The sequence below is a fragment of the Kitasatospora sp. NPDC017646 genome, assembly GCF_044329365.1.
GTDB lineage: Bacteria > Actinomycetota > Actinomycetes > Streptomycetales > Streptomycetaceae > Kitasatospora.
The window spans coordinates 347544-370365 of record NZ_JBIRJC010000003.1; the positions used below are offsets into that span (position 1 = coordinate 347544).

Annotated in this window: 20 protein-coding genes and 1 pseudogene; 13 read left to right on the forward strand and 8 right to left on the reverse strand. The window is 72.7% G+C overall.

Features of this window, described 5'->3' with window-relative positions; all coding sequences use genetic code 11:
• Positions 1-85: 85 nt before the first annotated feature.
• Positions 86-556 (reverse strand): SPW repeat protein, encoded by a 471-nt coding sequence (locus tag ACH4J0_RS07220; protein ID WP_396237091.1) that lies wholly within the window; start codon positions 554-556, stop codon positions 86-88.
• A gap of 185 nt (positions 557-741) precedes the next feature.
• Between ACH4J0_RS07220 and ACH4J0_RS07225 the strand changes: the two genes are divergently transcribed.
• A complete protein-coding gene (locus tag ACH4J0_RS07225) occupies positions 742-1323 on the forward strand; it encodes a PadR family transcriptional regulator (protein WP_396237093.1) in 582 nt (193 codons plus the stop codon).
• Between the two features lie 92 nt (positions 1324-1415).
• A complete protein-coding gene (locus ACH4J0_RS07230; protein ID WP_396237095.1) occupies positions 1416-3116 on the forward strand; it encodes an acyl-CoA dehydrogenase family protein in 1701 nt (566 codons plus the stop codon).
• A gap of 110 nt (positions 3117-3226) precedes the next feature.
• On the opposite strand, the gene ACH4J0_RS07235 is transcribed toward ACH4J0_RS07230, so the two are convergent.
• Positions 3227-3745 carry a LuxR C-terminal-related transcriptional regulator gene (locus tag ACH4J0_RS07235; protein ID WP_396237097.1) on the reverse strand — a complete coding sequence of 173 codons (519 nt, stop codon included), beginning with the start codon at positions 3743-3745 and terminating at the stop codon, positions 3227-3229.
• Between the two features lie 273 nt (positions 3746-4018).
• Here ACH4J0_RS07235 and ACH4J0_RS07240 point away from each other — a divergent pair, with 273 nt between their 5' ends.
• Together ACH4J0_RS07240 and ACH4J0_RS07245 are read left to right on the forward strand one after the other, a co-directional pair.
• A complete protein-coding gene (locus ACH4J0_RS07240) occupies positions 4019-4420 on the forward strand; it encodes a hypothetical protein (RefSeq protein WP_396237099.1) in 402 nt (133 codons plus the stop codon).
• Positions 4421-4471: 51 nt separating this feature from the next.
• Positions 4472-5725 (forward strand): hypothetical protein, encoded by a 1254-nt coding sequence (locus ACH4J0_RS07245; protein WP_396237101.1) that lies wholly within the window; start codon positions 4472-4474, stop codon positions 5723-5725.
• Between the two features lie 150 nt (positions 5726-5875).
• Here ACH4J0_RS07245 and ACH4J0_RS07250 read toward each other — a convergent pair whose 3' ends face one another.
• Together ACH4J0_RS07250 and ACH4J0_RS07255 are read right to left on the reverse strand one after the other, a co-directional pair.
• Complete coding sequence (locus ACH4J0_RS07250; RefSeq protein WP_396237103.1) at positions 5876-6046, reverse strand: hypothetical protein; 171 nt, start codon at positions 6044-6046, stop codon at positions 5876-5878.
• A 9-nt stretch (positions 6047-6055) separates the two neighbouring features.
• Positions 6056-6673 (reverse strand): hypothetical protein, encoded by a 618-nt coding sequence (locus tag ACH4J0_RS07255; RefSeq protein ID WP_396237105.1) that lies wholly within the window; start codon positions 6671-6673, stop codon positions 6056-6058.
• A 364-nt stretch (positions 6674-7037) separates the two neighbouring features.
• Between ACH4J0_RS07255 and ACH4J0_RS07260 the strand changes: the two genes are divergently transcribed.
• The 5 genes from ACH4J0_RS07260 (at position 7038) to fahA (ending at position 13271) form a co-directional block, all read left to right on the forward strand.
• On the forward strand, positions 7038-8378 hold the full coding sequence (locus ACH4J0_RS07260) for a phosphoribosyltransferase family protein (RefSeq protein WP_396237107.1): 1341 nt from the start codon (positions 7038-7040) through the stop codon (positions 8376-8378).
• 268 nt (positions 8379-8646) lie between these two features.
• Positions 8647-9861, forward strand: coding sequence for a 4-hydroxyphenylpyruvate dioxygenase (gene hppD / locus ACH4J0_RS07265; RefSeq protein ID WP_396237109.1), 1215 nt, complete (start codon positions 8647-8649; stop codon positions 9859-9861).
• Between the two features lie 115 nt (positions 9862-9976).
• Positions 9977-11179: a homogentisate 1,2-dioxygenase gene (locus tag ACH4J0_RS07270; RefSeq protein ID WP_396237111.1), complete on the forward strand. Its 1203-nt coding sequence runs from the start codon at positions 9977-9979 to the stop codon at positions 11177-11179.
• Positions 11176-12054: a hypothetical protein gene (locus ACH4J0_RS07275; RefSeq protein ID WP_396237113.1), complete on the forward strand. Its 879-nt coding sequence runs from the start codon at positions 11176-11178 to the stop codon at positions 12052-12054. Before ACH4J0_RS07270 ends, ACH4J0_RS07275 begins: the two co-directional genes overlap by 4 nt.
• Positions 12051-13271: a fumarylacetoacetase gene (gene fahA / locus ACH4J0_RS07280; RefSeq protein ID WP_396237115.1), complete on the forward strand. Its 1221-nt coding sequence runs from the start codon at positions 12051-12053 to the stop codon at positions 13269-13271. The genes ACH4J0_RS07275 and fahA overlap by 4 nt, the downstream gene beginning before the upstream one ends.
• Positions 13272-13460: 189 nt before the next feature.
• Here the strand turns inward: fahA and ACH4J0_RS07285 are convergent.
• A pseudogene (locus ACH4J0_RS07285) lies at positions 13461-13824 on the reverse strand (SDR family oxidoreductase); the annotation flags it as partial.
• 187 nt (positions 13825-14011) lie between these two features.
• On the opposite strand from ACH4J0_RS07285, the gene ACH4J0_RS07290 reads away from it, so the two are divergent.
• Together ACH4J0_RS07290 and ACH4J0_RS07295 are read left to right on the forward strand one after the other, a co-directional pair.
• Positions 14012-15064, forward strand: coding sequence for an enoyl-CoA hydratase/isomerase family protein (locus ACH4J0_RS07290; RefSeq protein WP_396237117.1), 1053 nt, complete (start codon positions 14012-14014; stop codon positions 15062-15064).
• A gap of 288 nt (positions 15065-15352) precedes the next feature.
• Positions 15353-16138, forward strand: a complete 786-nt coding sequence (locus ACH4J0_RS07295) for an enoyl-CoA hydratase (RefSeq protein ID WP_396237119.1) — start codon at positions 15353-15355, stop codon at positions 16136-16138.
• Positions 16139-16292: 154 nt separating this feature from the next.
• Here the strand turns inward: ACH4J0_RS07295 and ACH4J0_RS07300 are convergent, their stop codons facing one another.
• A complete protein-coding gene (locus ACH4J0_RS07300; RefSeq protein ID WP_396237121.1) occupies positions 16293-18227 on the reverse strand; it encodes an NAD-binding protein in 1935 nt (644 codons plus the stop codon).
• A gap of 89 nt (positions 18228-18316) precedes the next feature.
• On the opposite strand from ACH4J0_RS07300, the gene ACH4J0_RS07305 reads away from it, so the two are divergent.
• The gene (locus tag ACH4J0_RS07305) at positions 18317-18976 is read left to right on the forward strand and encodes an HdeD family acid-resistance protein (RefSeq protein WP_396237123.1); all 660 of its coding nucleotides are present in this window, start codon (positions 18317-18319) and stop codon (positions 18974-18976) included.
• An 83-nt stretch (positions 18977-19059) separates the two neighbouring features.
• Here ACH4J0_RS07305 and ACH4J0_RS07310 read toward each other — a convergent pair whose 3' ends face one another.
• Both ACH4J0_RS07310 and ACH4J0_RS07315 read right to left on the reverse strand, forming a co-directional pair.
• On the reverse strand, positions 19060-19698 hold the full coding sequence (locus ACH4J0_RS07310; RefSeq protein ID WP_396237125.1) for a DUF6461 domain-containing protein: 639 nt from the start codon (positions 19696-19698) through the stop codon (positions 19060-19062).
• A 57-nt stretch (positions 19699-19755) separates the two neighbouring features.
• Positions 19756-21246: a CoA transferase gene (locus ACH4J0_RS07315; protein WP_396237127.1), complete on the reverse strand. Its 1491-nt coding sequence runs from the start codon at positions 21244-21246 to the stop codon at positions 19756-19758.
• Between the two features lie 452 nt (positions 21247-21698).
• Between ACH4J0_RS07315 and ACH4J0_RS07320 the strand changes: the two genes are divergently transcribed.
• Positions 21699-22601, forward strand: a complete 903-nt coding sequence (locus tag ACH4J0_RS07320) for a hypothetical protein (RefSeq protein WP_396237129.1) — start codon at positions 21699-21701, stop codon at positions 22599-22601.
• Positions 22602-22822: the final 221 nt, after the last annotated feature.

Genomic DNA, 22822 nt, shown 5'->3' on the forward strand with positions numbered 1-22822 from the left:
CCCGCCGGAACGAGTTCTCGGACGCGCGCCGGGGCGCGGCGGGCAAAGGTGCCCTCCGCGCCCCGGACACGGGCTGCGGGGAAGATCAGCCCTTGGCGCGGCCGACCCGGCCGCGGCGCATCGACGCTCCGTTCGCAGTGATCGTCGCCATCGAGATCGCCGCGAGGCCGAGCAGGAACATCACCGCACCGACGATGACGCAGGTGACGATGTTCTTGCCGTGCGCGACGGAGCCCGACACGACCCAGGGAGAGATGATCGTCCAGACACCGAGCGCGGCGGCGGCCCAAGCCCTCGCGTGGGTGCGCTCGTAGGCCGGCCCGTAGCCGGCCATCAGGGCCGTGTAGGCCAGACCCACGATCAGGCAGGTCACGGTCAGTGTGCTGAACGCGGTGAAGCCGACGATCCAAGGCGATGCCGCCAGGAAGAGGCCGGCCAGTACGGCCAGGGCTTCGATGCCCTGGGCGCGGGGGGTCGATGTGACCCGCTCGTAGTGTTCCCGGAGTTCGACGATGTCCGGGTGGTGCTCCATGCCCGTCGGCAAGTGGGTTGCCACCGGTACCACCTCCTGTGGTTCGGACCATGGAAAAGGGCGCGCCCCGTACCTATTCTGCCCTTCACAAAGGTTTTACACCTGATTGTCCGAATTGGCAGATAACCATCCGATCACAGCGGTGACCTGCGTCTCAACACGCTGAGGGAACGTTGCCTATGCAACTCGTTGCATAGCAGGATGCGGGCATGGCACTGGAGCACGCGATCCTCGTCTCGCTGCTGGAGCAGCCCGGCTCCGGGTACGAACTGGCCCGACGCTTCGACCGCTCCATCGGACGCTTCTGGACCGCCACCCACCAGCAGATCTACCGGGTGCTGCGGCGGATGGAGGCGGACGGCTGGGTCGCCGCCGAGGAGATCGCACAGGACGGCCGCCCCGACAAGAAGGTGTACTCGGCGGCCGGACCCGGACGGGCCGCGCTGGCCGACTGGCTGCGCGAACCGGTCGAGCCGGAGACCGTACGGCACGAGCTGGCGGTCAAGATCCGGGCCGCCGCCTTCGACGAGCCGGCCGCGCTGGTCGCGCTGATCTCCGAGGTCGAGCGGCACCGGGAGAGCCATGCGGCGCTGCTCGCCCGGTACCTGCACGGCGAGCAGCGCGACTTCCCCGCCCTCGCCGCGCTCGACATCCAGCAGGAGTTGCAGCACGTGGTGCTGCGCGGCGGCATCGAGTTCGAGCGGATGAATGTCGCGTGGCTGGACGACGTGCTCGCCACGCTGCGCCGACTCGCGGGCGGCGGGGAGCGGAAGACAGATGACGAACTCTGAAATCTGTCATCTGAAATCTGTTAGCTGAACTCTGTTTCCTGTTCGCCGAACTCCGTCATCTGTTCCCCACCCTCGATCCCAGGGAGCCCCTGATGCTCTTCAACCCGCGCACCTACGACCCCGCCCAGTTCGACGAGCCGACCCGCCGGCTGCTGCGCGCCACCGTCGACTGGTTCGAGTCCCGCGGCAAGAAGGCGCTCATCGACACCTACATCGACCGCACCTGGTACGCCGACTTCCTCGAATTCGCAGCCCGGGAAGGGCTGTTCGCGGAGTTCCTGACCCCCTCCGCCGCCGACCCGGACAAGCGCTGGGACACCGCGCGGATCGCCGAGCTGAACGAGATCCTCGGCTTCTACGGCCTCGGCTACTGGTACACCTGGCAGGTCACCATCCTGGGCCTGGGCCCGGTGTGGCAGAGCGAGAACGAGGCCGTCCGGGCTCGCGCCGCCAAGCTCCTCGCCGAGGGCCACGTGATGGCCTTCGGCCTGTCCGAGCGCACGCACGGCGCCGACATCTACTCCACCGACATGATCCTCACCCCGGACGGTGAGGGCGGCTTCACCGCGAACGGCCCCAAGTACTACATCGGCAACGGCAACGTGGCCGGCCTGGTCTCGGTCTTCGGCCGCCGCTCGGACGTCGAGGGCCCCGAGGGCTACGTCTTCTTCGCCGCCGACAGCCGCCACGAGGCGTACCACCTGGTCAAGAACGTGGTGAACGCCCAGATGTACGTCAGCGAGTTCCGCCTGGAGGACTACCCGGTCCGGGCCGAGGACGTGCTGCACACCGGCCAGGCGGCCTTCGACGCCGCGCTGAACACCGTCAACGTCGGCAAGTTCAACCTCTGCACCGCCTCGGTCGGCATATGCGAGCACGCGATGTACGAGGCCGTCACCCACGCCCACAACCGGGTGCTGTACGGCCGCAAGGTCACCGACTTCCCGCACGTGCGGCGGGAGTTGACCGACGCGTACGCCCGCCTGGTGGCGATGAAGCTGTTCAGCGCGCGGGCCGTGGACTACTTCCGCACCGCCTCCTCCGAGGACCGCCGCTACCTGCTCTTCAACCCGATGACCAAGATGAAGGTCACCACCGAGGGCGAGAAGGTCATCGACCTGATGTGGGACGTCATCGCGGCCAAGGGCTTCGAGGCGGACACCTACTTCGACAAGGCCGCCAAGGACATCCGCGGCCTGCCGAAGCTGGAGGGCACCGTCCACGTCAACCTGGCGCTGATCCTCAAGTTCATGGGCAACTACCTGTTCGCGCCCGCCGATTACGCGCCGGTGCCGACCAGGCTGGACGCCACCGACGACGCCTTCCTGTTCCGCCAGGGACCGGCCCGCGGCCTCGGTGCGATCCGCTTCCACGACTGGCGCGCGGCCTACGACCGGCACGCACAGCTGCCGAACGTCGCCCGCTTCCGCGAACAGGCCGACGGCTTCTGCGAGTTGCTGCTCAAGCACGCCCCGAGCAAGGAGCAGCAGGCGGACCTGGACTTCCTGCTGGAGATCGGCCAGCTGTTCGCGCTGATCGTCTACGGCCAGCTGGTGCTGGAGCAGGCCGAACTGACCGGTCTGGACGCGGACGTGCTGGACCAGATCTTCGACGCGCTGGTCCGCGACTTCTCCGCGCACGCGACCGAGCTGCACGGCAAGGCCTCCACCACCGAGGAACAGGCCGCGTGGGCGCTGGCGAACGTGCGCCGCCCGGTGGCGGACGCCGAGCGCGCCGCGAAGGTGTGGGCCCGGGTCGAGGCCCTCTCGGACTCGTACGAGATGCAGCCGTAGGTCCGACAGGGCCAGCAAGACCCCGGGGGTGCCGGTCGGCGGACCGGCTCCCCCGGACCACGCCCCCGAGCCACGTCCCCCGGACCGGGTGCGGCAGCCGCCAAGGCGGCTCAGCCGTCGCCGAGACCCATGTCGCGGGCCCGGGCGACCGCCTCGGCGCGGGTCGCCACGTGCAGCTTCTCGAAGATGTGGGTGACGTGGTTGCGGACGGTCTTCTCCGCGACCACCAGTTCCCGGGCGATCCGCCGGTTGTCGTAGCCGCGCGCGACCAGGTCCAGTACCTCGGCCTCACGGGCGGTGAGGTCCGGGAACAGCTGCCCCGCCTCGCGCATCTTCGCCCCGGCCAGCAGGGCGGCGATCCGCCCGGCCACCTCTCCGCCGAACACCGCGCCGCCCGCGGCGACCGTACGCACCGCGTGCAGCACCTCCTCCCGGCCCGCGCCCTTGACCAGGTAGCCGCGGGCGCCCGCCTGGAGGGCGGCTAGCAGGTTGCCGTCGTCGTCCGACATCGTCAGCATCAGCACCGGCGGCGGCTGCTCCCGGGCGCAGAGCCGACGGACCGCCTCCAGTCCGGAGCCGTCGGGCAGCGAGAGGTCCATGATCACCACGTTGGGGCGGTGCCGGATCACGTGACTCTCCGTGACATGCCCAGGGGTCGTCCGCACGGCGGGTCCGTGAGCGTGGCCGTGAGCGTGGCCCGTGACTACGGCTGCAAGCGGGCCGCCTCCGGGGCCGCCGGGAAGGCCCGCCGAGGGTCCCGCACGGGATTCATGGCCGCTGCCCCAGGCGTCCGGGACGCCGGGCCGCCCACACTGGGACCGAACAGGAACACCGGGGGACAGGGCGCCGGCGGACCGCATCGCGACCGGCGGAACACCCGCTGCCCAGATCGAGGTGGTGCCATGATCACGGTGACCTCTCCTCCGCCCCGTACGTGGGCTGAGCGCCAGCTGACCGCCGCCACGATCGCCACCGCGGTCTGCTTCGTCGCCGCGACAGTCTGGATCTGCTACGTCCTCGTCCACCTGGGGGAACCCGGCGCTTCCCACCCTCGCGACCAACTCGCCATCCTGGTCTACGCCTTGCCGACCGCAGCCGCGGGCATGCTGCTGCACGCGCACCGCCCGGGCAGCCCGCTCGGCTGGGTGATGCTCCTCTACGCGCTCCCCGACGTCCTCCCCAGCGCGGTGGAGGCACCGATCTGGGTCGAGGTGAGCGATCCGGGCATCGTCGGCGCCGCGCTGGTCCTCGACGTGCTGCTGAGTGCGGTCAACGTGACGCTCATCTACGTACTGCCGCTCTGATTGCCGCACAGGCGGCTGACGACCCGTCGCTGGTGGTGGTACATCGGGGCCGTGTCGCTGTGGGTGACGGCCGAGGTGGCGCAGGAACTCGCCGACCCGACGGCCTTCGGACGGCCCGATCCGCTGGCCTCCAGTCCGCCCGCGTTCTTCTCCCGAACCGTCGTCGACGGCCTGGGCGGCCACGACCTGCTGATCAGCGAGTGCCTGCTCGGGTTCGTCGCGCTGGTTCTGCTGTCGCGCCTGCTGCGGCCGACCGATCGGGCCGGCGGTGCGAGCGTCGGCGCGGACGGCGGCGCGAGCGTCGGCGCGGACGGCGGCGGGAGCGAGAACCGCCGGCACCGGCTGCGGGTGGCGGCGATGCTCGGCGCGTACCTGCTCTGGGTCGGGCTGCAGGACCTCTGCATGCGCAACCGCGCCGAACACTACTGGCTCAGCTACTGGCCGTTCGCCGCGGCGGGCGTGGTCTGGGCGGTCGCGATCGCCGTCCTGGTCATCCGGGACCACGGCTGGCGGCTCGACCGGGCCGCCCGCAGCGTCCTGATCGGGCTGCTGCTGGGCACTGGGGTCACCGGGCTGTTCGTGGTGGCCACCGCCGTGCTGTCCGCCTGGCTGCTGCCGGGGCGCGGCGGAGCGGCCCTGGTGCTGATCGCCCTGGTGTACGCGCTCGGCGCCACCCTGCCGCGGGGCGCCCGACGGGTCGTCGCCCTGGTGGACCGGCTGTACTACGGCGAGCGGGTGCAGCCGTACCAGGTGCTGCGGACCCTCGCGGAGCGGGTGCGGCAGGTCGTCGACCCGGAGCAGTTGCCGGCGGCGCTGTGCGCGACGGTCCCCGAGGAGCTCAGACTGCCCGGGGGCACCCTGGCCGTCACCACCCGGGCCGGACGCCGCACACTGGCCACCGCCGGACGGCTGGACGGCCGCGCCCAGGGCTTCGCGCTGGTCCACAACGGTTTGCCGATCGGCGAGTTGACCGTCGGGCTGCGGGCGGGCGAGGAGCGACTGGCGGCCACCAGCGTCGACATCCTGCGTTCGCTCGCCGACCAGGCGGACGGGACGGACGGTGAGCACGGCGGTCGGCGCGCCGCGCAGGGCGGTGAGCCGGTGGCTACTGCCGGGCGGGTGGTGCAGCGTCTCCCCCGGGGAGAGGATCCGGCCGCCCGAGGACAGCCGGCCGGCGAGCACCACGGTGGCCGATTCGACGGCCTCGCAGGGAAGTTGGTCGACCCTGCGCCGGGCGGCAGGGTCTCGACGGTCAGCCCGGCGCGGACCGACGGCCGCTGCTCGGGGTCGATCAGTCGCTGGTAGGCGGGGGCGGTGCTCGGGACGACGACGGGTACGAGGATCACGGGTGACTCCTGGGGGCTTCGACGAGGGCGAGGGTGACGGGGGCGTTGGCGCGGAGGGCGTCGGCGGGGAGGGGGTCGGCGGGTCGGGTGCTGGGGACGGCGGGGGCGCTCACGGCCGGTCGCAGCGTTCGGCTCGGCGCCGGACGAGGGCGGCCCTGGTTCCGGCGCGGTGGCGGGGCGCGGCCGGGGTGAGACAGAGCAGTTCCACGCCGAGCAGACCGGCCTCCAGGTGTAGGGTACGAACCCGGCGGGCCAGCAGGAGGTCGCCGTCCGAGGCCAAGTGGTCGGCTTATCCCGGCAGTTGGCCGATGACGGCGGCGCCGCGCAGCACGTACAGGACGGTCTCGACGTCGGGCCGGCCGGGCAGGATGTGATGGGCGCCCGGGCTCAGCCGCAGCTGGTCGAAGGCCTCGCAGGCACTGGTGATCATGGTGCGGCGGGCCAGCGAGCGGATCCGCACCCGCGCGCCGTCGCGGCCGAGCAGGACCATGGCGCAGCCGGTACCGGTGCTGACGACCAGCTGGGCGGGTTCGGCTTCTCCGGCGCCTTCCGGGGAGGAATCGACGGCGGTGACGGCCAGGACGGCGTGGAAGTACTCCAGCCCCGCCGTGCCGGCGGTCAGGACGGTCCGCGAGCCGAGCGGCAGCACCACCGCGGTGCCCTCGATCAGCGGCAGACCGGCATCGGCCCGTTCGGGGTGGTCCGGTTGCACGACGGCCTCGGGCAGCGCGGCGAGGCCGGAGCCGGCGGTGACGCACAGGGCGTGCTCGGCGCCCTCGGCGGTCACCTCGGCGCTGTGCCCCGGTTCGAGCCACTGGAGGCCGACGGCACGCAGCGGGCCTGCGAGCAGGCGGCTGGGGTCGACGGCGCCGCGGCGGCGCAGGTCGGTGATGACGGTGCCCGTCATGTCGGGCGCTCCTTCGGTGGTGGGCGGGTTCGGAGGACTGCCCCTGCGACTCACCGTTCGCCGCCCGCCGTCCCGGCCGCACGAGGGTGTGGTCCCGTCCCGCTCCCGGCCCCGGGCCAGGCCCGTCCCGGCCGCACGAGGGTGTGGTCCCGTCCCGCTCCCGGCCCCGGGCCAGGCCCGTCCCGGCCGCACGCCCACTCCGTCCCGGCGCGGGCCAGGGGGCCTGGGAGCACGCCCGGGACGTGCCCGTCGAGCTGCCCGGGACCCGCCCGGCAGGTGCCCGGGACGCACCCGGCACGCACCCGGGACGTGCCCGGCACCGACCTGCCACGACCGGCGTACGGTGGAACTCGGAGGCCGTGTCATGCACGTCACCGGAACCAACTTCACCGACCGCACCGACGCGGGCCGCCAGCTGGCCGCCCGCCTCGCCCATCTCGCCGGCCGCGACACCGTGGTGGTCGCCCTGCCCCGCGGCGGGGTGCCGGTGGCCGCCGAGGTGGCGACGGCGCTCGGCGCGCCGCTGGACATCTGCGTGATCCGCAAGCTCGGTGTGCCCTACCAGCCCGAGCTGGCCATGGGGGCGATCGGCGAGGGCGGCGTCCGGGTGCTGAACGAGCAGGTCCTGCGGCTCGCCCGGGTCGGAGACGACCAGCTGGCGGAGGTGGAGCGGCGCGAGCGCACCGAGCTGGCGCGCCGGGCCCGCCGCTACCGGGGCGACCGCCCGGCCGCCGACCTGCGCGGGCGCACGGTGGTCGTGGTGGACGACGGCATCGCCACCGGATCCACCGCCAAGGCGGCCTGCCGGATCGTCCGGGCGCGTGGCGCGGCCCGGGTGGTGCTCGCCGTCCCGGTGGCACCCCGGGACTGGACGGACCGGCTGGCCGAGGTCGCCGACGAGCTGGTCTGCGTCGACACGCCGTCCCCGTTCTTCGCGATCGGCGAGTTCTACACGGACTTCTCGCAGACCGGCGACGACGAGGTGCTGCGGCTGCTGGCCGAGGCCAGGGGCGAGGACGGACGGTCCGGTGATCCGGACGGCGTCGACCGCGAGCTGCTGCTGCCCGTCGCCGGGGTCCGCCTGGCGGGCCGGCTGACCGTGCCGGCCGGCGCGTGCGGGATCGTGGTGTTCGCGCACGGCAGCGGCAGCGGCCGGCACAGCCCGCGCAACCGGCACGTCGCCCGGTACCTCAACGGGGTCGGGCTGGCCACCGTGCTGTTCGACCTGCTCACCGAGGCCGAGGAACCGGACCGGCGCAAGGTGTTCGACGTCGGCCTGCTCAGCTCCCGGCTGACCGCCGTCGCGCGGGAACTGGAGCACACCGACGGGGCCCGCGGCCTGCCGCTCGGTCTGTTCGGTGCCAGCACCGGCGCGGCCGCCGCGCTGCACACCGCCGCCGAGCTGGGCCCGGCGGTGCGCGCCGTGGTCTCCCGGGGCGGGCGCCCGGACCTCGCCGGGCCGGACGTCCTCAGCCGGGTGGAGGCCCCGACGCTGCTCGTGGTCGGCGCCCTGGACACCACCGTGCTGGACCTCAACCGGCAGGCGCGGGCCCGGCTGCGGGGCGGGAGCGAGCTGGCGGTGGTGCCCCACGCGAGCCACCTGTTCGAGGAGCCGGGCACCCTCGACCAGGCCGCTGAGCTGGCCGGGGACTGGTTCCTGCGACACCTCCCGTCCGCCGACGGGCCACGTGCCGAGGGCCGGTAGTCGCCGGTTGCGCAGATTTCGTGCGAGCACCGCCCGGAGGCAGCACATTTTGTGCAGCCAGGGGCGGGAATTCCTGATCAGCTTGTACACATTGAGCAGTGAAAAATCGACCTGTTGCCCAACCCTCACGACAGGAGCAAGCTCAGCGCAACCGCACCGCCCACCCGTTCGCCGTGCGGCAGCGATCCACGCGATCCGACCGGATGCCCCAAAGCCCCGGAAACCCCCGGAAGCCTCAACGCCGAGGCCCTGAGTGGAGGAACGAGCGATGACCCCGCAGACCCACGCCCTTGAGCTGACCCCCGAGGAGCGCGAGGCCGGCCTGGACGCCGACCAGCTGCGCCGCCTCGTCGGTCTCGTCGAGCACGACCAGGCCTCCGACCCGTTCCCGGTCACCGCGCAGGACGCGGTCGTCTTCGTGGTCGGCAACGCCACCCAGACGGCCCAGTTCTACCAGGTCGTGTTCGGCATGGAGCTGGTCGCCTACTCCGGCCCGGAGACCGGGCGCCGCGACCGCAAGTCCTACGTGCTGCGCTCCGGCTCCTGCCGCTTCGTGATCAAGGGCGGCGTCCAGCCGGACAGCCCGCTGCTGGACCACCACCGCCGCCACGGCGACGGCGTGGTCGACCTCGCCCTGGAGGTCCCGGACGTCGACAAGTGCATCGAGCACGCCCGCGCCAGCGGCGCCACCGTCCTGGAGGAGCCGAACGACGTCTCGGACGAGAACGGCACCGTGCGCCGCGCGGCCATCGCCACCTACGGCGAGACCCGCCACACCCTGATCGACCGCTCCCGCTACAACGGCCCGTACCTGCCGGGCTACGTCGTCGCCAAGAGCACCGTCACCCACCCGGAGGGCTCGCCCAAGCGCCTGTTCCAGGCCCTGGACCACGCCGTGGGCAACGTCGAGCTGGGCCGGATGGACGAGTGGGTCCAGTTCTACAACCGGGTCATGGGCTTCGTGAACATGGCCGAGTTCGTCGGCGACGACATCGCCACCGAGTACTCCGCCCTGATGTCCAAGGTCGTGGCCAGCGGCAACCACCGGGTGAAGTTCCCGCTCAACGAGCCGGCCATCGCCAAGAAGAAGTCCCAGATCGACGAGTACCTGGAGTTCTACACCGGCCCCGGCTGCCAGCACATGGCGCTCGCCACCAACGACATCCTCACCACCGTGGACGTGCTGCGCTCGCGCGGCGTGGAGTTCCTCAACACCCCGGACGCCTACTACGACGACCCGGAGCTCCGCGAGCGCATCGGCAAGGTGCGGGTGCCGATCGAGGAGCTGAAGAAGCGCGGCATCCTGGTCGACCGCGACGAGGACGGCTACCTGCTGCAGATCTTCACCAAGCCGATCGGCGACCGCCCGACCGTCTTCTACGAGTTCATCGAGCGGCACGGTTCGCTGGGCTTCGGCAAGGGCAACTTCAAGGCGCTGTTCGAGTCCATCGAGCGCGAGCAGGACCGCCGCGGCAACCTGTAGCGTCGGGACACCCTGACGGGGGTCGACGCACGGGCGGTCCACGCACGGGCAGTCGACTCACGGGCAGTCGACTCACGGACGGTCGGCCCACGGACGGTCGAGGAGGAGCACGGAGATGGCGTACTACCGGCAGCTGGGCAACATCCCGCCCAAGCGGCACACCCAGCACCGCACACCCGAAGGCGGGCTGTACTACGAGGAGTTGATGGGCGAGGAAGGGTTCTCCTCCGACTCGTCGCTGCTCTACCACCGGGGCATCCCCTCGGCGGTGGTCAACGCGGCACCCTGGGAACTGCCCGACCAGTCCACGGTGCCCAACCACCCCCTGCTCCCCCGCCACCTCAAGCTGCACGAGCTGTTCGCGGACCAGGAGTGGAAGTCCGCGGACGTCGTGAGCAGCCGTCGTCTGGTCCTCGGCAACGGCGACGTGCGGATCTCGTACGTCGCCGCCGGGGCCCCCAGCGAGCTGTACCGCAATGGGCTCGGCGACGAGTGCGTGTACGTGGAATCGGGTTCGGGCACCGTCGAGACGGTCTTCGGCTCGATCGAGGTCGGCCAGGGCGACTACGTGATCATCCCGCGCGCCACCACCCACCGCTGGGTGCCGTCCGGGGACGAGCCGCTGCGCGCCTACTGCATCGAGGCGAACAGCCACATCACCCCGGTCAAGCGCTACCTGTCCAAGTACGGGCAGCTCCTGGAGCACGCGCCCTACTGCGAGCGGGACTTCCGCGGACCGGTCGGGCCGCTCGTGGTCGACACCCCCGGGGACGTCGACGTACTGGTCAAGCACCGTGGCCCGCAGGGTGTTTCGGGCACCCGCTACACCGTGCCGCACCACCCCTTCGACGTGGTCGGCTGGGACGGCTGCCTCTACCCGTACGCCTTCAACATCCGGGACTTCGAGCCGATCACCGGCCGGATCCACCAGCCGCCGCCGGCCCACCAGGTGTTCGAGGGCAACGGCTTCGTCATTTGCAACTTCGTTCCCCGCAAAGTGGACTACCACCCGCTGTCGATCCCGGTGCCGTACTACCACGCCAACGTGGACAGCGACGAGGTCATGTTCTACTGCGGCGGCGACTACGCGGCCCGCAAGGGTTCGGGCATCGGCCAGGGCTCGATCTCGCTGCACCCGGGCGGGCACACCCACGGGCCGCAGCCCGGCGCGTACGAGCGCAGCATCGGCGTGGACTTCTTCGACGAGCTGGCGGTCATGGTGGACACCTTCCGCCCGCTGGAGCTCGGCGAGGGCGGACGGGCCTCTGAGGACTCCAACTACGCGTGGACATGGGCGGGTCGGGGGCCGGGGCGATGAGCTCCGACACCCCCGCTTTCCCCTCCGCGGGCCCGTTCGCCATCCCGGAGCTGTTCCGCGGACTCTTCGACGACGCGGCGGTGTTCCCGCCGGGGAACCTGCCGGTCGTCGACGCGGTGCCCGCGCACCGCGCCCACCGCACGGCCTGGTACGCCGACGCCGTCGGCCCGCTCCTCTGCGGGGCGGGCCGGTTGGGCGAACTGGCCGCGGCGGTGGAGGGCGCCGGGCCGCTCAGGGTCGGGCTCGTGCTGCCGGGGGGCAGCCCCGAGCTCGGGCCGGCGCTCGCCGCCGCCGCACCCTTCGAGCTCGCCGGGGTCGAACTGGCCACCCGGGACGCCGCCGAGGCGGTCGCCGAGCTGGACCGACTGCTGCCTCCGGACGTGCCCGCCGCCGTCGAGCTGCCGCGCGAACTCCTGCGCGGGGACGGGCTGGACGAGACGCTGGACGTCCTCGTCGACAGCGCATACCGGGCGAAGTTCCGCACCGGCGGGGTCGTCGCGCAGGCGTTCCCGGACGAGGACGAGCTGGCCGCCTTCCTCACCGGCTGCGCCCGGCGCGGCCTGCCGTACAAGTGCACGGCCGGGCTGCACAACGCCGTCCGGCACACCGATCCGGATACCGGCTTCGAGCACCACGGCTTCCTCAACGTGCTGCTGGCCGCGCAGGAGACGGACCACGCCGCGGCCGCCGAGGTGCTGGCCGAGCGCGACGGCGAGGTGCTGGCCAAGGCCGTCCGCGCCCTGAGCGGACACCAGGTTACGGTGATCCGCAACTCGTTCACCGCGTTCGGCACCTGCAGCATCGCCGAACCCCTGGACGACCTGGCCGCGCTCGGCCTGCTGTCGCCCAGTCCACTTGTCCAGGAGGACCGTTGAGCACCCCCAGCAGCTGGCTCGCCAGCGCCCAGGACTCGCCGTTCGGCGTGCACAACCTGCCGTACGGCGTCTTCACCGAGGCCGACCAGCCGGGGCGGCGCCGGATCGGTGTGCGCGTCGGGGACTTCGTGCTGGACGCCGGGGCGGCCGCCCGCGCGGTCGGCACGCCGTCGGTACTGCTGGACGCGGACTCGCTCAACCCGCTGATGGCGTCCGGGCGTTCGGTGTGGACCCAGGTGCGGGCGGACCTCACCACCTGGCTTACGGACGAGTCCTTCCGCGAGGCGCTGTCGTCGGCCCTGCTGCCGGCGGGCGATGTCGAGCTGCACCTGCCGTTCGAGGTCGCGGACTACGTCGACTTCTACGCCTCCGAGCACCACGCCACCAACCTCGGCCGGATCTTCCGACCGGGCTCGGATCCGCTCACCCCCAACTGGAAGCACCTGCCGATCGGTTACCACGGCCGGGCGGGCACGGTGGTGGTGTCCGGCACGCCGGTGGTGCGCCCGCACGGCCAGCGCAAGGCGCCCGCCGACGCCGCGCCGAGCTTCGGGCCGTCCCGGCGGCTGGACATCGAGGCCGAGGTCGGCTTCGTCGTCGGCACGCCGTCCGAGCTGGGCCGGCCGGTCGCGCTGGACGACTTCCGCGAGCACGTGTTCGGCGTCTGCCTGCTCAACGACTGGTCGGCGCGCGACATCCAGGCCTGGGAGTACGTGCCGCTCGGGCCCTTCCTCGGCAAGTCCTTCGCGACCTCGGTCTCGCCGTGGATCGTGCCGCTGGACGCCCTGGAGCACGCCCGGGTCACCCCGCCGCAGCGCGACGTCGAGCCGCTGGCGTACCTGGACGACCGCGGCGGCGAGCCGTGGGGCCTGGACCTGGCGATGGAGGTCCGGCTGAACGGGCACCTCGTCTCGCGCCCGCCGTTCGCCGGCATGTACTGGACGGCGCAGCAGCAGCTGACCCACATGACCGTCAACGGCGCCTCGCTGCGCACCGGCGACCTGTTCGCCTCGGGCACGGTCAGCGGGCCGGAGCCGGACACCCGCGGCGCGCTGATCGAGCTGACCTGGAACGGCGAGGAACCGCTCAAGCTGCCGGACGGGACGACCCGGACCTTCCTGGAGGACGGCGACGAGGTCGTCATCACGGCGACGGCCCCGGGGCCGGACGGCACGGTGGTCGGGTTCGGTGAGGTCTCGGGGCGGGTGCGCGGCTGACGGGGCGCGTGCCCCGTGGGTCGTGGTTCACGGTTCACGGCTCACGGCTCACGGCTCACGGCTCACGGCTCACGGCTCACGGCTCACGGCTCACGTTAACAGGTAACAACCGACAGATGACGAATGACAGCTGACAGGTTTCAACTACTGAAATGTGTCAGCTGTCATCCGTTTTCCCACCGTCCCCGCCTACAGCCCCGCGCCGCCCGTGGCATCGGACGACCCGCCCGGTGACCCAGCGCGCGTCGTCCGAGGCGAGGAACGCCACGATGTCCGCGATGTCCTCCGGCTGTCCGACCCGGCCGAGCGCGGCGAGAGAGGCGGCGCACGCCTCCGCCTCCGGATTGTCGTGCAGCCGGCCCGCGTTGACGTCGGTGTCCACCACGCCGGGCACGGCCGAGTTGACCGTGATGCCGCGCGACCTGAGCTGCTTGGCCAGGTTGAGCGTGAAGGTGTCCAGCGCGCCCTTGGTGGCGCCGTAGGCGGTGATCTCCGGCATCGCGAGCCGGGCGGCCCCGCTCGAGATGTTGATGATCCGGCCGCCGTCCCGCAGCCACGACCGCGCCGCGCCGCTCATACGGCCGACCCCGACCGGACGGCCCGCCCCGACCGTGCCGCCCGGCCACGGGACCGCGATCACGGGACCGCGATCACACCGGCCTCGTGATCACAACCGCCCACCCGCCCCGGTACGGTGGACAGCGGAAGACGAGATCACCGAGGGGACGGGAGCGGTTCCGATGAGCGCAGCGGCGGCGGAGGTCCAGGCGGTCCTGGACGGCGACGGCGGTCTCGGACGGATCGTGCTGAACCGCCCGCGGGCGCTCAACTCGCTCACCCACGGCATGATCACCACCATCCGCGCGACGCTGGACGACTGGATCGCCGACGACCGGGTGCGCGCCGTGCTCCTGACCGGCGCCGGCGAGCGCGGCCTCTGCGCGGGCGCGGACCTGCGCGCGATGCACGACGAGGTCAAGGCCGGCGGGGCCGGCACCCGCGCCTTCTTTCGCGACGAGTACCGGCTGAACGCCCTGATCGCCCGCTACCCGAAGCCCTTCGTCGCGCTGATGGACGGCATCACCATGGGCGGCGGCATCGGCCTGTCCGCCCACAGCGCGGTGCGGATCGTCACCGAGCGCTCTACGATCGCGATGCCCGAGACCCGGATCGGCCTCGTCCCGGACGTCGGCGGCAGCCGCCTGCTCGCCCGCGCCCCCGGCGAGTTGGGCACCCACCTCGGCCTCACGTCCGCCTCGATGGGCCCCGGCGACGCCCTGCTGTGCGGCTTCGCGGACCACTTCGTCCCGTCCGCACGCATCCCCGAACTGCTCGGCGCGCTCGCCCGCGGCGCCGATCCGGCCGCGAGCGTCGCCGCCCACGCCGAACCCGCCCCGCCCGCCGGACTCGCCGGACAGCGCGACTGGATCGACGCCTGCTACGCGGCCGACACCGTCGAGGAGATCGTCGAACGACTGCTCAACTCCGGTGTGCCTGAGGCGAAGGAGTCCGCCGAGCTGGTACTCGGGAACTCTCCCACCGCCGTCAAGGTCACCCTGGCCGCACTGCGCCGGGCCCGTACGCTGACCTCGCTGGAAGCCGTGCTCGACCAGGAGTACCGGATCTCCTGCGCCGCGCTGGACGGCCACGACCTGGTCGAGGGCATCCGCGCCCAGGTGATCGACAAGGATCGCAACCCGCAGTGGTCGCCGCGTGCGCTGGCCCGGGTGACGGAGGCCGAGGTCGCGCGCTTCCTCGCCCCGCGCGAGGGTGACGAGCTGGGCCTGGCCTGACCGGGCCCCGGCCGACCCCGCTGCCCCTTCCCGGACAGCCTGGAGCAGGCCATGACCCACCCGACGCCTCCACCGATGCCGACGCCGAAGCCGCCCCAGCCCCGGTTCTGGCCTTTCCGCTGCTCCGGCGGCTGGTCTTCCGGCGACCGGCTGGTGACCGACTGGTGACCGGCGTCTCGCATGCCAAGACTGGCGCGAGGCGGGGCGCGTCGTAGATCGTTGGGTGGTCAGGGCGCACCCCGGCGCCGAGCAGTGGAATGGCCGAGCAGCGGATTGGAAGTAACGGCGATGACCGAGACCGAGACCTACGAGACGATCCTGGTCGAGCGCAAGGGCCGGGTCGGGCTGATCACGCTCAACCGGCCCAAGGCGCTCAACGCGCTGAACACCCAACTGATGAACGAGGTCGTGGCGGCCGCCACCGTCTTCGACCGGGACCCGGAGATCGGGTGTCTGGTGGTCACCGGCTCGGAGAAGGCCTTCGCGGCCGGCGCCGACATCAAGGAGATGCAGGGCAACCGGTTCCCGGACGTCTACCTGGACGACTGGCTGGGCCCCTGGGACCGCTTCGGCGCGCTGCGCAAGCCGGTGATCGCGGCGGTGGCCGGGTTCGCGCTGGGTGGCGGCTGCGAGCTCGCGATGATGTGCGACATCCTGCTGGCCGCCGACACCGCGAAGTTCGGGCAGCCGGAGATCAAGCTCGGCGTGCTCCCGGGCATCGGCGGCTCGCAGCGGCTGACCCGGGCGATCGGCAAGGCGAAGGCGATGGACCTGTGCCTGACCGGCCGGATGATGGGCGCCGAGGAGGCCGAGCGGGCCGGCCTGGTCGCCCGGATCGTCCCGGCCGACCAGCTGCTGACGGAGGCACTGGCCACCGCCGAGACCGTCGCCGCGATGTCCACCCCGGCGGCGATCATGCTCAAGGAGAGCGTCAACCGCTCCTTCGAGACCACGCTGGCCGAGGGCGTCCGCTTCGAACGCCGGCTGTTCCACTCGGTGTTCGCCACGGCGGACCAGAAGGAGGGCATGTCGGCCTTCGCCGAGAAGCGGTCGCCGAAGTTCGAGAACCGCTGACGGGGATGGCCGGACGGCGGGTGACAGCTGACAGATTTCAGATGTTGATAGCTGTCAGCTGTCACCCGTTCACTGTCATCTGTCAGTTGTCAGTTGTCAGTCGTCACTCGTCCGCTGCCGCTGCCGCTGCCGCGCCAGCTGCGCCCCGCCCCCGTCAGCCCTCCTCCACCAACGCCGTGTTGAGCCGCGCCAGTCCGCTGCGCGTGGCGGCGACCACGATGCGGTCGCCCGGGGCCAGGCGCCGGGTGCGGTCCGCGAAGCCCCAGTGCAGCTGGTTGCTGCGGGCGAAACGGGCGGCGATCACCCGGACGCCGCCCGGGTCCTCCAGGTCGTGCCGGTTCAGGCCGATCAACCCGCTGCCGTCCTCCACCGTGAGCTCGGCGATCAACAGCACGTGCCGGAACACCGACAGCGTCCCGCGCACCTCGCTGCCCATCAGGGCGGCGGCGAAGGCGGGTGCGGCCAGGTAGGAGACAGAGCGGGAGGCCGCGTTGTCCAGCGTCTTGTAGAAGTGGCCGGCGAAGTCGTCGTCGAACAGCCGGACCACCACCCGGACCTCGGGATTGCCGTGGCGCGCCTCCAATGCCGCCTCCAGGTTGGTGGCGTCGTCCCCGCTGAGCGCGATCACAGCCCGGCTGTGCTTCAACCGGGCCCGCTTCAGCTGTTCCTCGAACGGCCCGTCGCCCAGCACGACCGGGATGCCGAGTGCCCGGACGGCGGCGATGCCGCGGGCCTGCGGGTCGCGCTCCATGCAGACCACCGGCACCCCCATCTCGTGCAGCTGCGTGGCGACCCGGGTGCCGGCGTTGCCGAGCCCGACGACGATCACGTGGTCCCGGGTGCCCGCGCTCGGGTGCCGGGGCAGCCCGCGCCGCCCGGACCCCAGCACCTCGACCGCGATGGCCGTGGCGACCGGCGCGAAGGTGATCCCGCAGATGGTGATCACCACCTGGGCGACCCGTTGCCAGATCCCGCCCGTCCCGGTTCCGGCGGCGATGTCGGCCTGCTGGTCGGGCTGGGCGGCGCCGGCCAGGTCGAGCAACGAGATGTAGACGGTCCAGCCGAAGTCCCGGTTGAGGTACCAGAGCACGGCGAAGGCCATCAGCACCGCGGCGAGCGCGATGAGCAGCACCACTCGCAGCCGGGCGCTGGTGAGGAAGCGCATGGTGTCGAGGACCCGCCAGCGCAGTCGCCGTGCCCAGCTGATCGGTTCCCGGGGCTCCATCCGCAGCGCCTGCAACGCGGCGATCCCGCCCGGCGGCTGTTCGGTGCCGGGTCCGGTCACGGGCTCGGTCTCGGTCTCGGCCTCGGCCAGGGGCTCGGTCTGGGTCACGGTCTCGGTCACGGGCTCCGGCTCTGGCTCCGGCTCACGCCCAGGTACGCGCCGGAGCCCGGGCTCCGGCGCCGGATCGTGGCGCACCCCGCCCGGACGGACCGGTCCGTCGTCGCCGAACTCGCGCGCGAGCCGGACGAACTCGGCCGAGTCGCCCTCCTGCTCCGGCAGCAGGCGGATCTTGCTGAGGTCCTGCCGGTCGATGTGGTCGGCGACCACGCAGATCCGGTCCGGGGTGATGGCGTCGTCGAACGCGATGTGCAGGTAACGCCCGTCGATCTCGACCGAGTTGGGCCGGCCGAGCGCGGCGGCGGCGAAGGCCGGGGCGGCGGTGGCCGAGCCGGAGAGCGCGGCGCCGTTCCTGAGCAGCCGTTCGATGTTCTCGCCGAGGCGCTGGTTGAACATCCGGAACACGATCCGGATGTCCGGGTTGTGGCCCTGGGCGCTGAGCGCGGCGTGGATGTTGTCCTGGTCGCTGCCCTCGACCAGGGCGAGGCCCCGGGCCGTGTCGATGGACACCGCCCGCAGCGCCTCCCCGGTGAGGTTCGGGTACTCGACCACGGCCGCGACGCCCGCGATCTGCTCGATCTGCGGCGCGTGGTCGCGAGTGCGGTCGGCGACCAGAACCACGACCGGGACCTCGTAGTGCTCGACGAGCTCCAGGACCAGCCGGTGGGCCAGTGCGTTGCCCCCGCAGACGATGTAGTGCTGGCTGATCGGCTCGACCGGAGGGGTCCCCCACCCTTCAGAAGTCATACCGACGGATGGTATCGGCGACAGATGGCCGGAGGATGTCGTTCCGGCAGCCGGGATGACTCGAACGGACGCACCCACCATGCGGCCCGATGACGGCACGAAGAGGCTGGGGTTCGTTCTCTGCCCCCGACTCCGAGGAGTTCGCCGCCGTGTCCCCTCCGACCATCACCCCTGAAGGAACCCCGATCCAGGGCCCGCTCGGCCAGCTCGCCAAGGCCGCCTGGCAGGTCCTGCTGGCCGCCGGCGTGGTCTCGCTCGGCCTCGGGATCGTCGTCTTCGTGTGGCCGCACGAAACACTGCTCGTGGTGGGCGTGCTGTTCGGCCTCTACCTGCTGGTCATCGGCATCGTGCAGCTGGTCGCCGCGTTCGGCACCCACGCCACCACCGCGCTGCGGGTGCTGGCCTTCATCAGCGGCGCGATCTGCGTGCTGCTCGGGCTGCTCTGTTTCCGCAGCGCGGTGCAGTCGTTGGTGCTGCTCGCCATCTGGATCGGGATCGGCTGGCTGTTCCGCGGCATCACCCAGCTCGCCGCCGCGATCTCCGACCCGCTGATGCCCGCTCGCGGCTGGCAGGCCTTCGCGGGCGTGGCCAACACCGTGGCCGGCGTGCTGTTGATGGTCTGGCCGGTCGGCTCGATCACCGCGCTCACCGTACTGGCCGGGTGCTGGCTGGTGATCCTGGGCCTGGTCGAGATCGTGACCGCCGTCCAGGTGCGCGGCCGGGCCAAGCGGATTCCGGCCGGAGTCTGACGCGCCGCCACCACCGCGAAGGCCGTCGCCGGCACCGCCGCCTCCCGCGGCCCTCGCGCGACACCGCCCCGGCGCGCAGCGCACTACGGCCGGGGCGCGTAGCCGAGTCGGAAGGTGGCGCCCTCCAGCCGTTCCGGTCCGAACCGGACGTCGGTCAGCCGCTCGGCGAGCGCGAACGCCGCCTCGGTGTGCAGCGCGTAGCGCTCACCGTCCAACGGGAAGCCACAGGCCTTCAGCAGCTCGACCGTGCCGGGGGCCTCGGCGTCCGAACCGTGCCGCTGGTCGGCGAAGAGCGGCTCGAACTGCAGCCGGCAGGAGCCGTGCTCCCACCAGTTGAAGTGGTCCACCGCGTTGGCGTTCCGGAAGTGCGAGACCAGCCGGGTGCCCTCGGCGAGCCGGGGTATGACGCCGTGCAGGCTGCCGAGGTAGCCGTACGGCTCGACCGCGAGGGCCCAGCCGTCGAGCTCGGTGACGGCGACGAGCAGCCGGTCCTCGTCCAGGTCGAACAGCGCTTCGGCCTGCTCGTCCTCCCCGTCGTCGAAGGTCTCCCACGCCGCGATCACCGCGTCCAGGCCGGTGACCTCCCGGCCGGTCAGGGTGTCGAAGCGGCGCAGCAGCTCGTCGGCGCCGATCCCCTGGACCTGGGTGAGGCAGTAGGCCTCGCCCAGGACGGGGTAGCGCTGTTCGAACCAGGTGTAGTCGGTGGCGTGTGCGGCGGTCATACGCAGGATGTTGTCAGACCCCACTGACACCGCGACCGCCCACCCTTCCCTCGTCGCTCAGAGCCAGACCGGCGCGTCCGTCCCCCAACGCCCGGGCGGGCGCGCCCAGTCGGTGGGCGCGCCGTCGTAGCCGATCGGCGGCAGGGCGTACCGCAGCCGCCCGTACGCCGAGTCGGTCTCGGCGAGCCAGCGCGCCGCGTCGTACGGTTCGGTGCCCGGGTGCGGCCCGTCCGCCGGCTCGGACGGGATGCCGTGCAGCAGCCAGGAGGCGGTGCCGGCGAAGGAGAAACGCAGGTGGCGGCCGCCGGGGCGGTGGGTGCGCTGCTCGGTGAGGGCGCGCAGGACGGCGGCGGCGAGGAGGTAGCCGGTGCCGTGGTCGAGGGCCTGGGCGGGCATGGCGCCGGGCCGGCCGTCGGGGGAAGCCTCGTGGGCGGCGATGCCGGTGCCGGCCTGGACCAGGCTGTCGAAGCCGCGGCGGCCCGCCCACGGACCGGTCCAGCCCCAGGCGCAGATCTGGGCCAGGATCAGGTCAGGGCGGCGGGCGAACAGCGCTTCCGGAGCGAGGCCGTGGGCGTCGAGCGCACCGGGCCGATAGGCGTTGACGACGACGTCGGCCGTGTCGAGCAGGCCCTCGAAGGTGGCCCGGTCGGCCGGGTCGGCGAGGTCCAGGCGGGTGGAGCGCTTGCCGAAACCGGTGTCGGTGTGGGCGTCGTCAGCCTCGGGCAGCCGCGGCGAGTCGATCCGCAGCACGTCGGCACCGAGCAGGGCGAGGGTGCGGGTGGCCACCGGTCCGGAGATCACCCGGCTCAGGTCGAGGACCCGGATACCGGCGGCGGGCCGGTCCACCGGGGCCGCGGGGAGCGGACGGACGGGCGCGGCGCCGACTTCCCGGCACTCCACCAGGGGGTGCACGGCCTTACTCACCGGCGCGACAGCCACGGCGAGAGCCCCCGCCTCGTACGCGCGCTCCTGCACCTGCTCGGCCGGCAGCTTGCCCAGCGCCTCGGCGAGCTGCTCGGGCCCGGCGTCGGGGGCGAGGTCCAGGACGGCGAGCAGCCGGTCGCGGTGGTGCGGGTAGTTGGCGTGGGTGCGGATCCAACCGTCGGCGGTGCGCCAGAAGCCGGAGAGCGGGGCGAAGCCGACGGGCTTGCGGCCGTCGATCTCCAGGTGCCGCTCGCTGACGAAGGAGGTGGCGACCGCCCCTTCGTCCACCCGGACGGCGGGGACCGGCCCGCCGCTGCGGTGCGCGGCGAGTTCGGCGGCGGCCAGCGAGCAGGCGGCCACGGTGGCCCTGGCCAGTCGGCGCACCGGCAGGCCGGACGGCAGGCCGCCCTGCGGGCCGTGGAAGTTCACCCGGTCCAGCAGCTCGGCCGGTCCGCCGAGGGCGGCCCAGACGTCGGTGGTGGGACGGTCGGCGAGCCCGGTCTCGGGCTCGGGCGCGGTCTCGGGCTCGGGCGCGGTCTCGGGCTCGGGCGCGGTCTCGGGCTCGGGCGCGGTCTCGGGCTCGGGCGCGGTCTCGGGCTCGGGGGATGTCGGACGATCGGTCATGCGGGGCATTGTGCTCCGCATCGGATCCGCTCGCCGTGACGCACACCACCGCCTGTCCGGCCCCGTTCCCCGGCAGCACGCCGACCGCGGCCGACGCTCCTCGGTCGGCCGGGATTCCGCAGGACCGCACCGGGCATGACGCTGAGTCAGCCGCAACCCGCCGGGTCCTTCCGACCGACGGGTAGGGTACGGAGCAGCGACCAGCGCCCACAGCCCAGCGCGCGGCCGGTGAGCCGGCGGCCGTCCACGACGCGCTGCGGAACAGGGCGTGGGAGCCGCCGGCCGGTGGCGCGGTCGCCGAGGTAGGCCGCGCCGGGGCGGCGGCACGGCTCCATGTGAAACGGTGCTACAAGCGGTTGATCGGTCGACCCGACGGGTCGGGCATGGTCTCACGGGCCGGAACCGGCCATGACCGGAGGGTGCGGTACGGCCGGGGCGCGGCGGGTGCGACGATGAGTGCCATCGTGATGACCGACCGGATCCGCCTGCTGCGCGCCGCGGTCTTCGCCGCGCTGTGCGTGGCGATGGCCGCCACGGCGCACGTCGCCATGGCCGGGGCCGGGGTCTCGCCGCAGGTGCTGCTCGGCGCGTTCGGAGCGGTCCTCGGGCTGACCTGGCTGCTGGCCGGGAAGCGGCGCGGAATCGGTGTGATCAGCATCTGGATGGTCGTGGCGCAGAGCGCGCTGCACCTGTTGTTCCAACAGGCCGGGACGGTCGGCCGCGGGGGCGCCGGTCTCGGCCGGCTCGCCACCACGGACTGGGCCGCCCTGCTGCTCTGCAACCCGGACCGGGCCGTCGGCGGGCTCTCGCCCGTCGAGCTGGCACGGATGGCAGGCATCGACCCGGACGTCCCTCCGGCCATCGGCAGCCTGCGGCCGATCGCCGGGATGCACCACGGGGCGGCGGGGTCGTTCGACGGGACGGCCATGGACATGGGCCTGTCGGGGGCGACGGGCATGCCGGGGATGACCGGGATGCCGGGAACGCCGGGCACGTCCTCGGGGATGACGCACCAGATGGCCGCCGAAATGTCCGGTCAGATGTCCGGCGGGATGACCCACGGCATGTCGACGGGGATGGCCATCGCCCACGTGCTGGCGGCGCTCGCCTGTGCGCTGCTGCTCTGGCGCGGTGACGCCGCGCTGGTCCGGGTCTTCGAACTGCTCGCCGCGCTCGGGGCGGTGGTCGCGGGGGCGCTGCTGCTCCCGCTGCTGGCGCTGTTCGCCCGCCCTCTCGGCTACCGGCCACCGCCCGCGCCCCGGCCCGCTGACCGGCCGGCCCGGCTGCTCCGGTCGGTGCTGCTCACGCATGCCGTCGTCCGGCGTGGGCCGCCGGCGTTCGCGCTCGCCTGCTGACGCGCCCGCCGCGCCCCTCCCCCTTCCGGCCGGACTCCGGCCGCCTCCGGGACCGTCGCGTCGGGCAGGTCGCCCTGCCGCGCCGCCGTGCTCCACGCCGTCACGTCGAGTGCCGTCGTACCTCGCGTCGCCGTGCCGTCAGGGCTCGGGCCCGCGTCCGCGTCCGCTGACCTCCCTGCGGGAGGCGCGGCGCGCCGCGCCGGCCCCCGGACGCCTGCGGT

Coding starts and splice junctions, on each gene's coding strand:
- ACH4J0_RS07305 (WP_396237123.1), top strand. CDS start 18,317: ATGACGGCACGAAGAGGCTGGGGTTCGTTCTCTGCCCCCGACTCCGAG.
- ACH4J0_RS07225 (WP_396237093.1), top strand. CDS start 742: ATGGCACTGGAGCACGCGATCCTCGTCTCGCTGCTGGAGCAGCCCGGC.
- hppD (WP_396237109.1), top strand. CDS start 8,647: ATGACCCCGCAGACCCACGCCCTTGAGCTGACCCCCGAGGAGCGCGAG.
- ACH4J0_RS07260 (WP_396237107.1), top strand. CDS start 7,038: ATGCACGTCACCGGAACCAACTTCACCGACCGCACCGACGCGGGCCGC.
- ACH4J0_RS07315 (WP_396237127.1), bottom strand. CDS start 21,246: ATGACCGATCGTCCGACATCCCCCGAGCCCGAGACCGCGCCCGAGCCC.
- ACH4J0_RS07320 (WP_396237129.1), top strand. CDS start 21,699: ATGAGTGCCATCGTGATGACCGACCGGATCCGCCTGCTGCGCGCCGCG.
- ACH4J0_RS07230 (WP_396237095.1), top strand. CDS start 1,416: ATGCTCTTCAACCCGCGCACCTACGACCCCGCCCAGTTCGACGAGCCG.
- ACH4J0_RS07310 (WP_396237125.1), bottom strand. CDS start 19,698: ATGACCGCCGCACACGCCACCGACTACACCTGGTTCGAACAGCGCTAC.
- ACH4J0_RS07290 (WP_396237117.1), top strand. CDS start 14,012: ATGAGCGCAGCGGCGGCGGAGGTCCAGGCGGTCCTGGACGGCGACGGC.
- ACH4J0_RS07240 (WP_396237099.1), top strand. CDS start 4,019: ATGATCACGGTGACCTCTCCTCCGCCCCGTACGTGGGCTGAGCGCCAG.
- ACH4J0_RS07295 (WP_396237119.1), top strand. CDS start 15,353: ATGACCGAGACCGAGACCTACGAGACGATCCTGGTCGAGCGCAAGGGC.
- ACH4J0_RS07300 (WP_396237121.1), bottom strand. CDS start 18,227: ATGACTTCTGAAGGGTGGGGGACCCCTCCGGTCGAGCCGATCAGCCAG.
- ACH4J0_RS07275 (WP_396237113.1), top strand. CDS start 11,176: ATGAGCTCCGACACCCCCGCTTTCCCCTCCGCGGGCCCGTTCGCCATC.
- ACH4J0_RS07270 (WP_396237111.1), top strand. CDS start 9,977: ATGGCGTACTACCGGCAGCTGGGCAACATCCCGCCCAAGCGGCACACC.
- ACH4J0_RS07255 (WP_396237105.1), bottom strand. CDS start 6,673: ATGACGGGCACCGTCATCACCGACCTGCGCCGCCGCGGCGCCGTCGAC.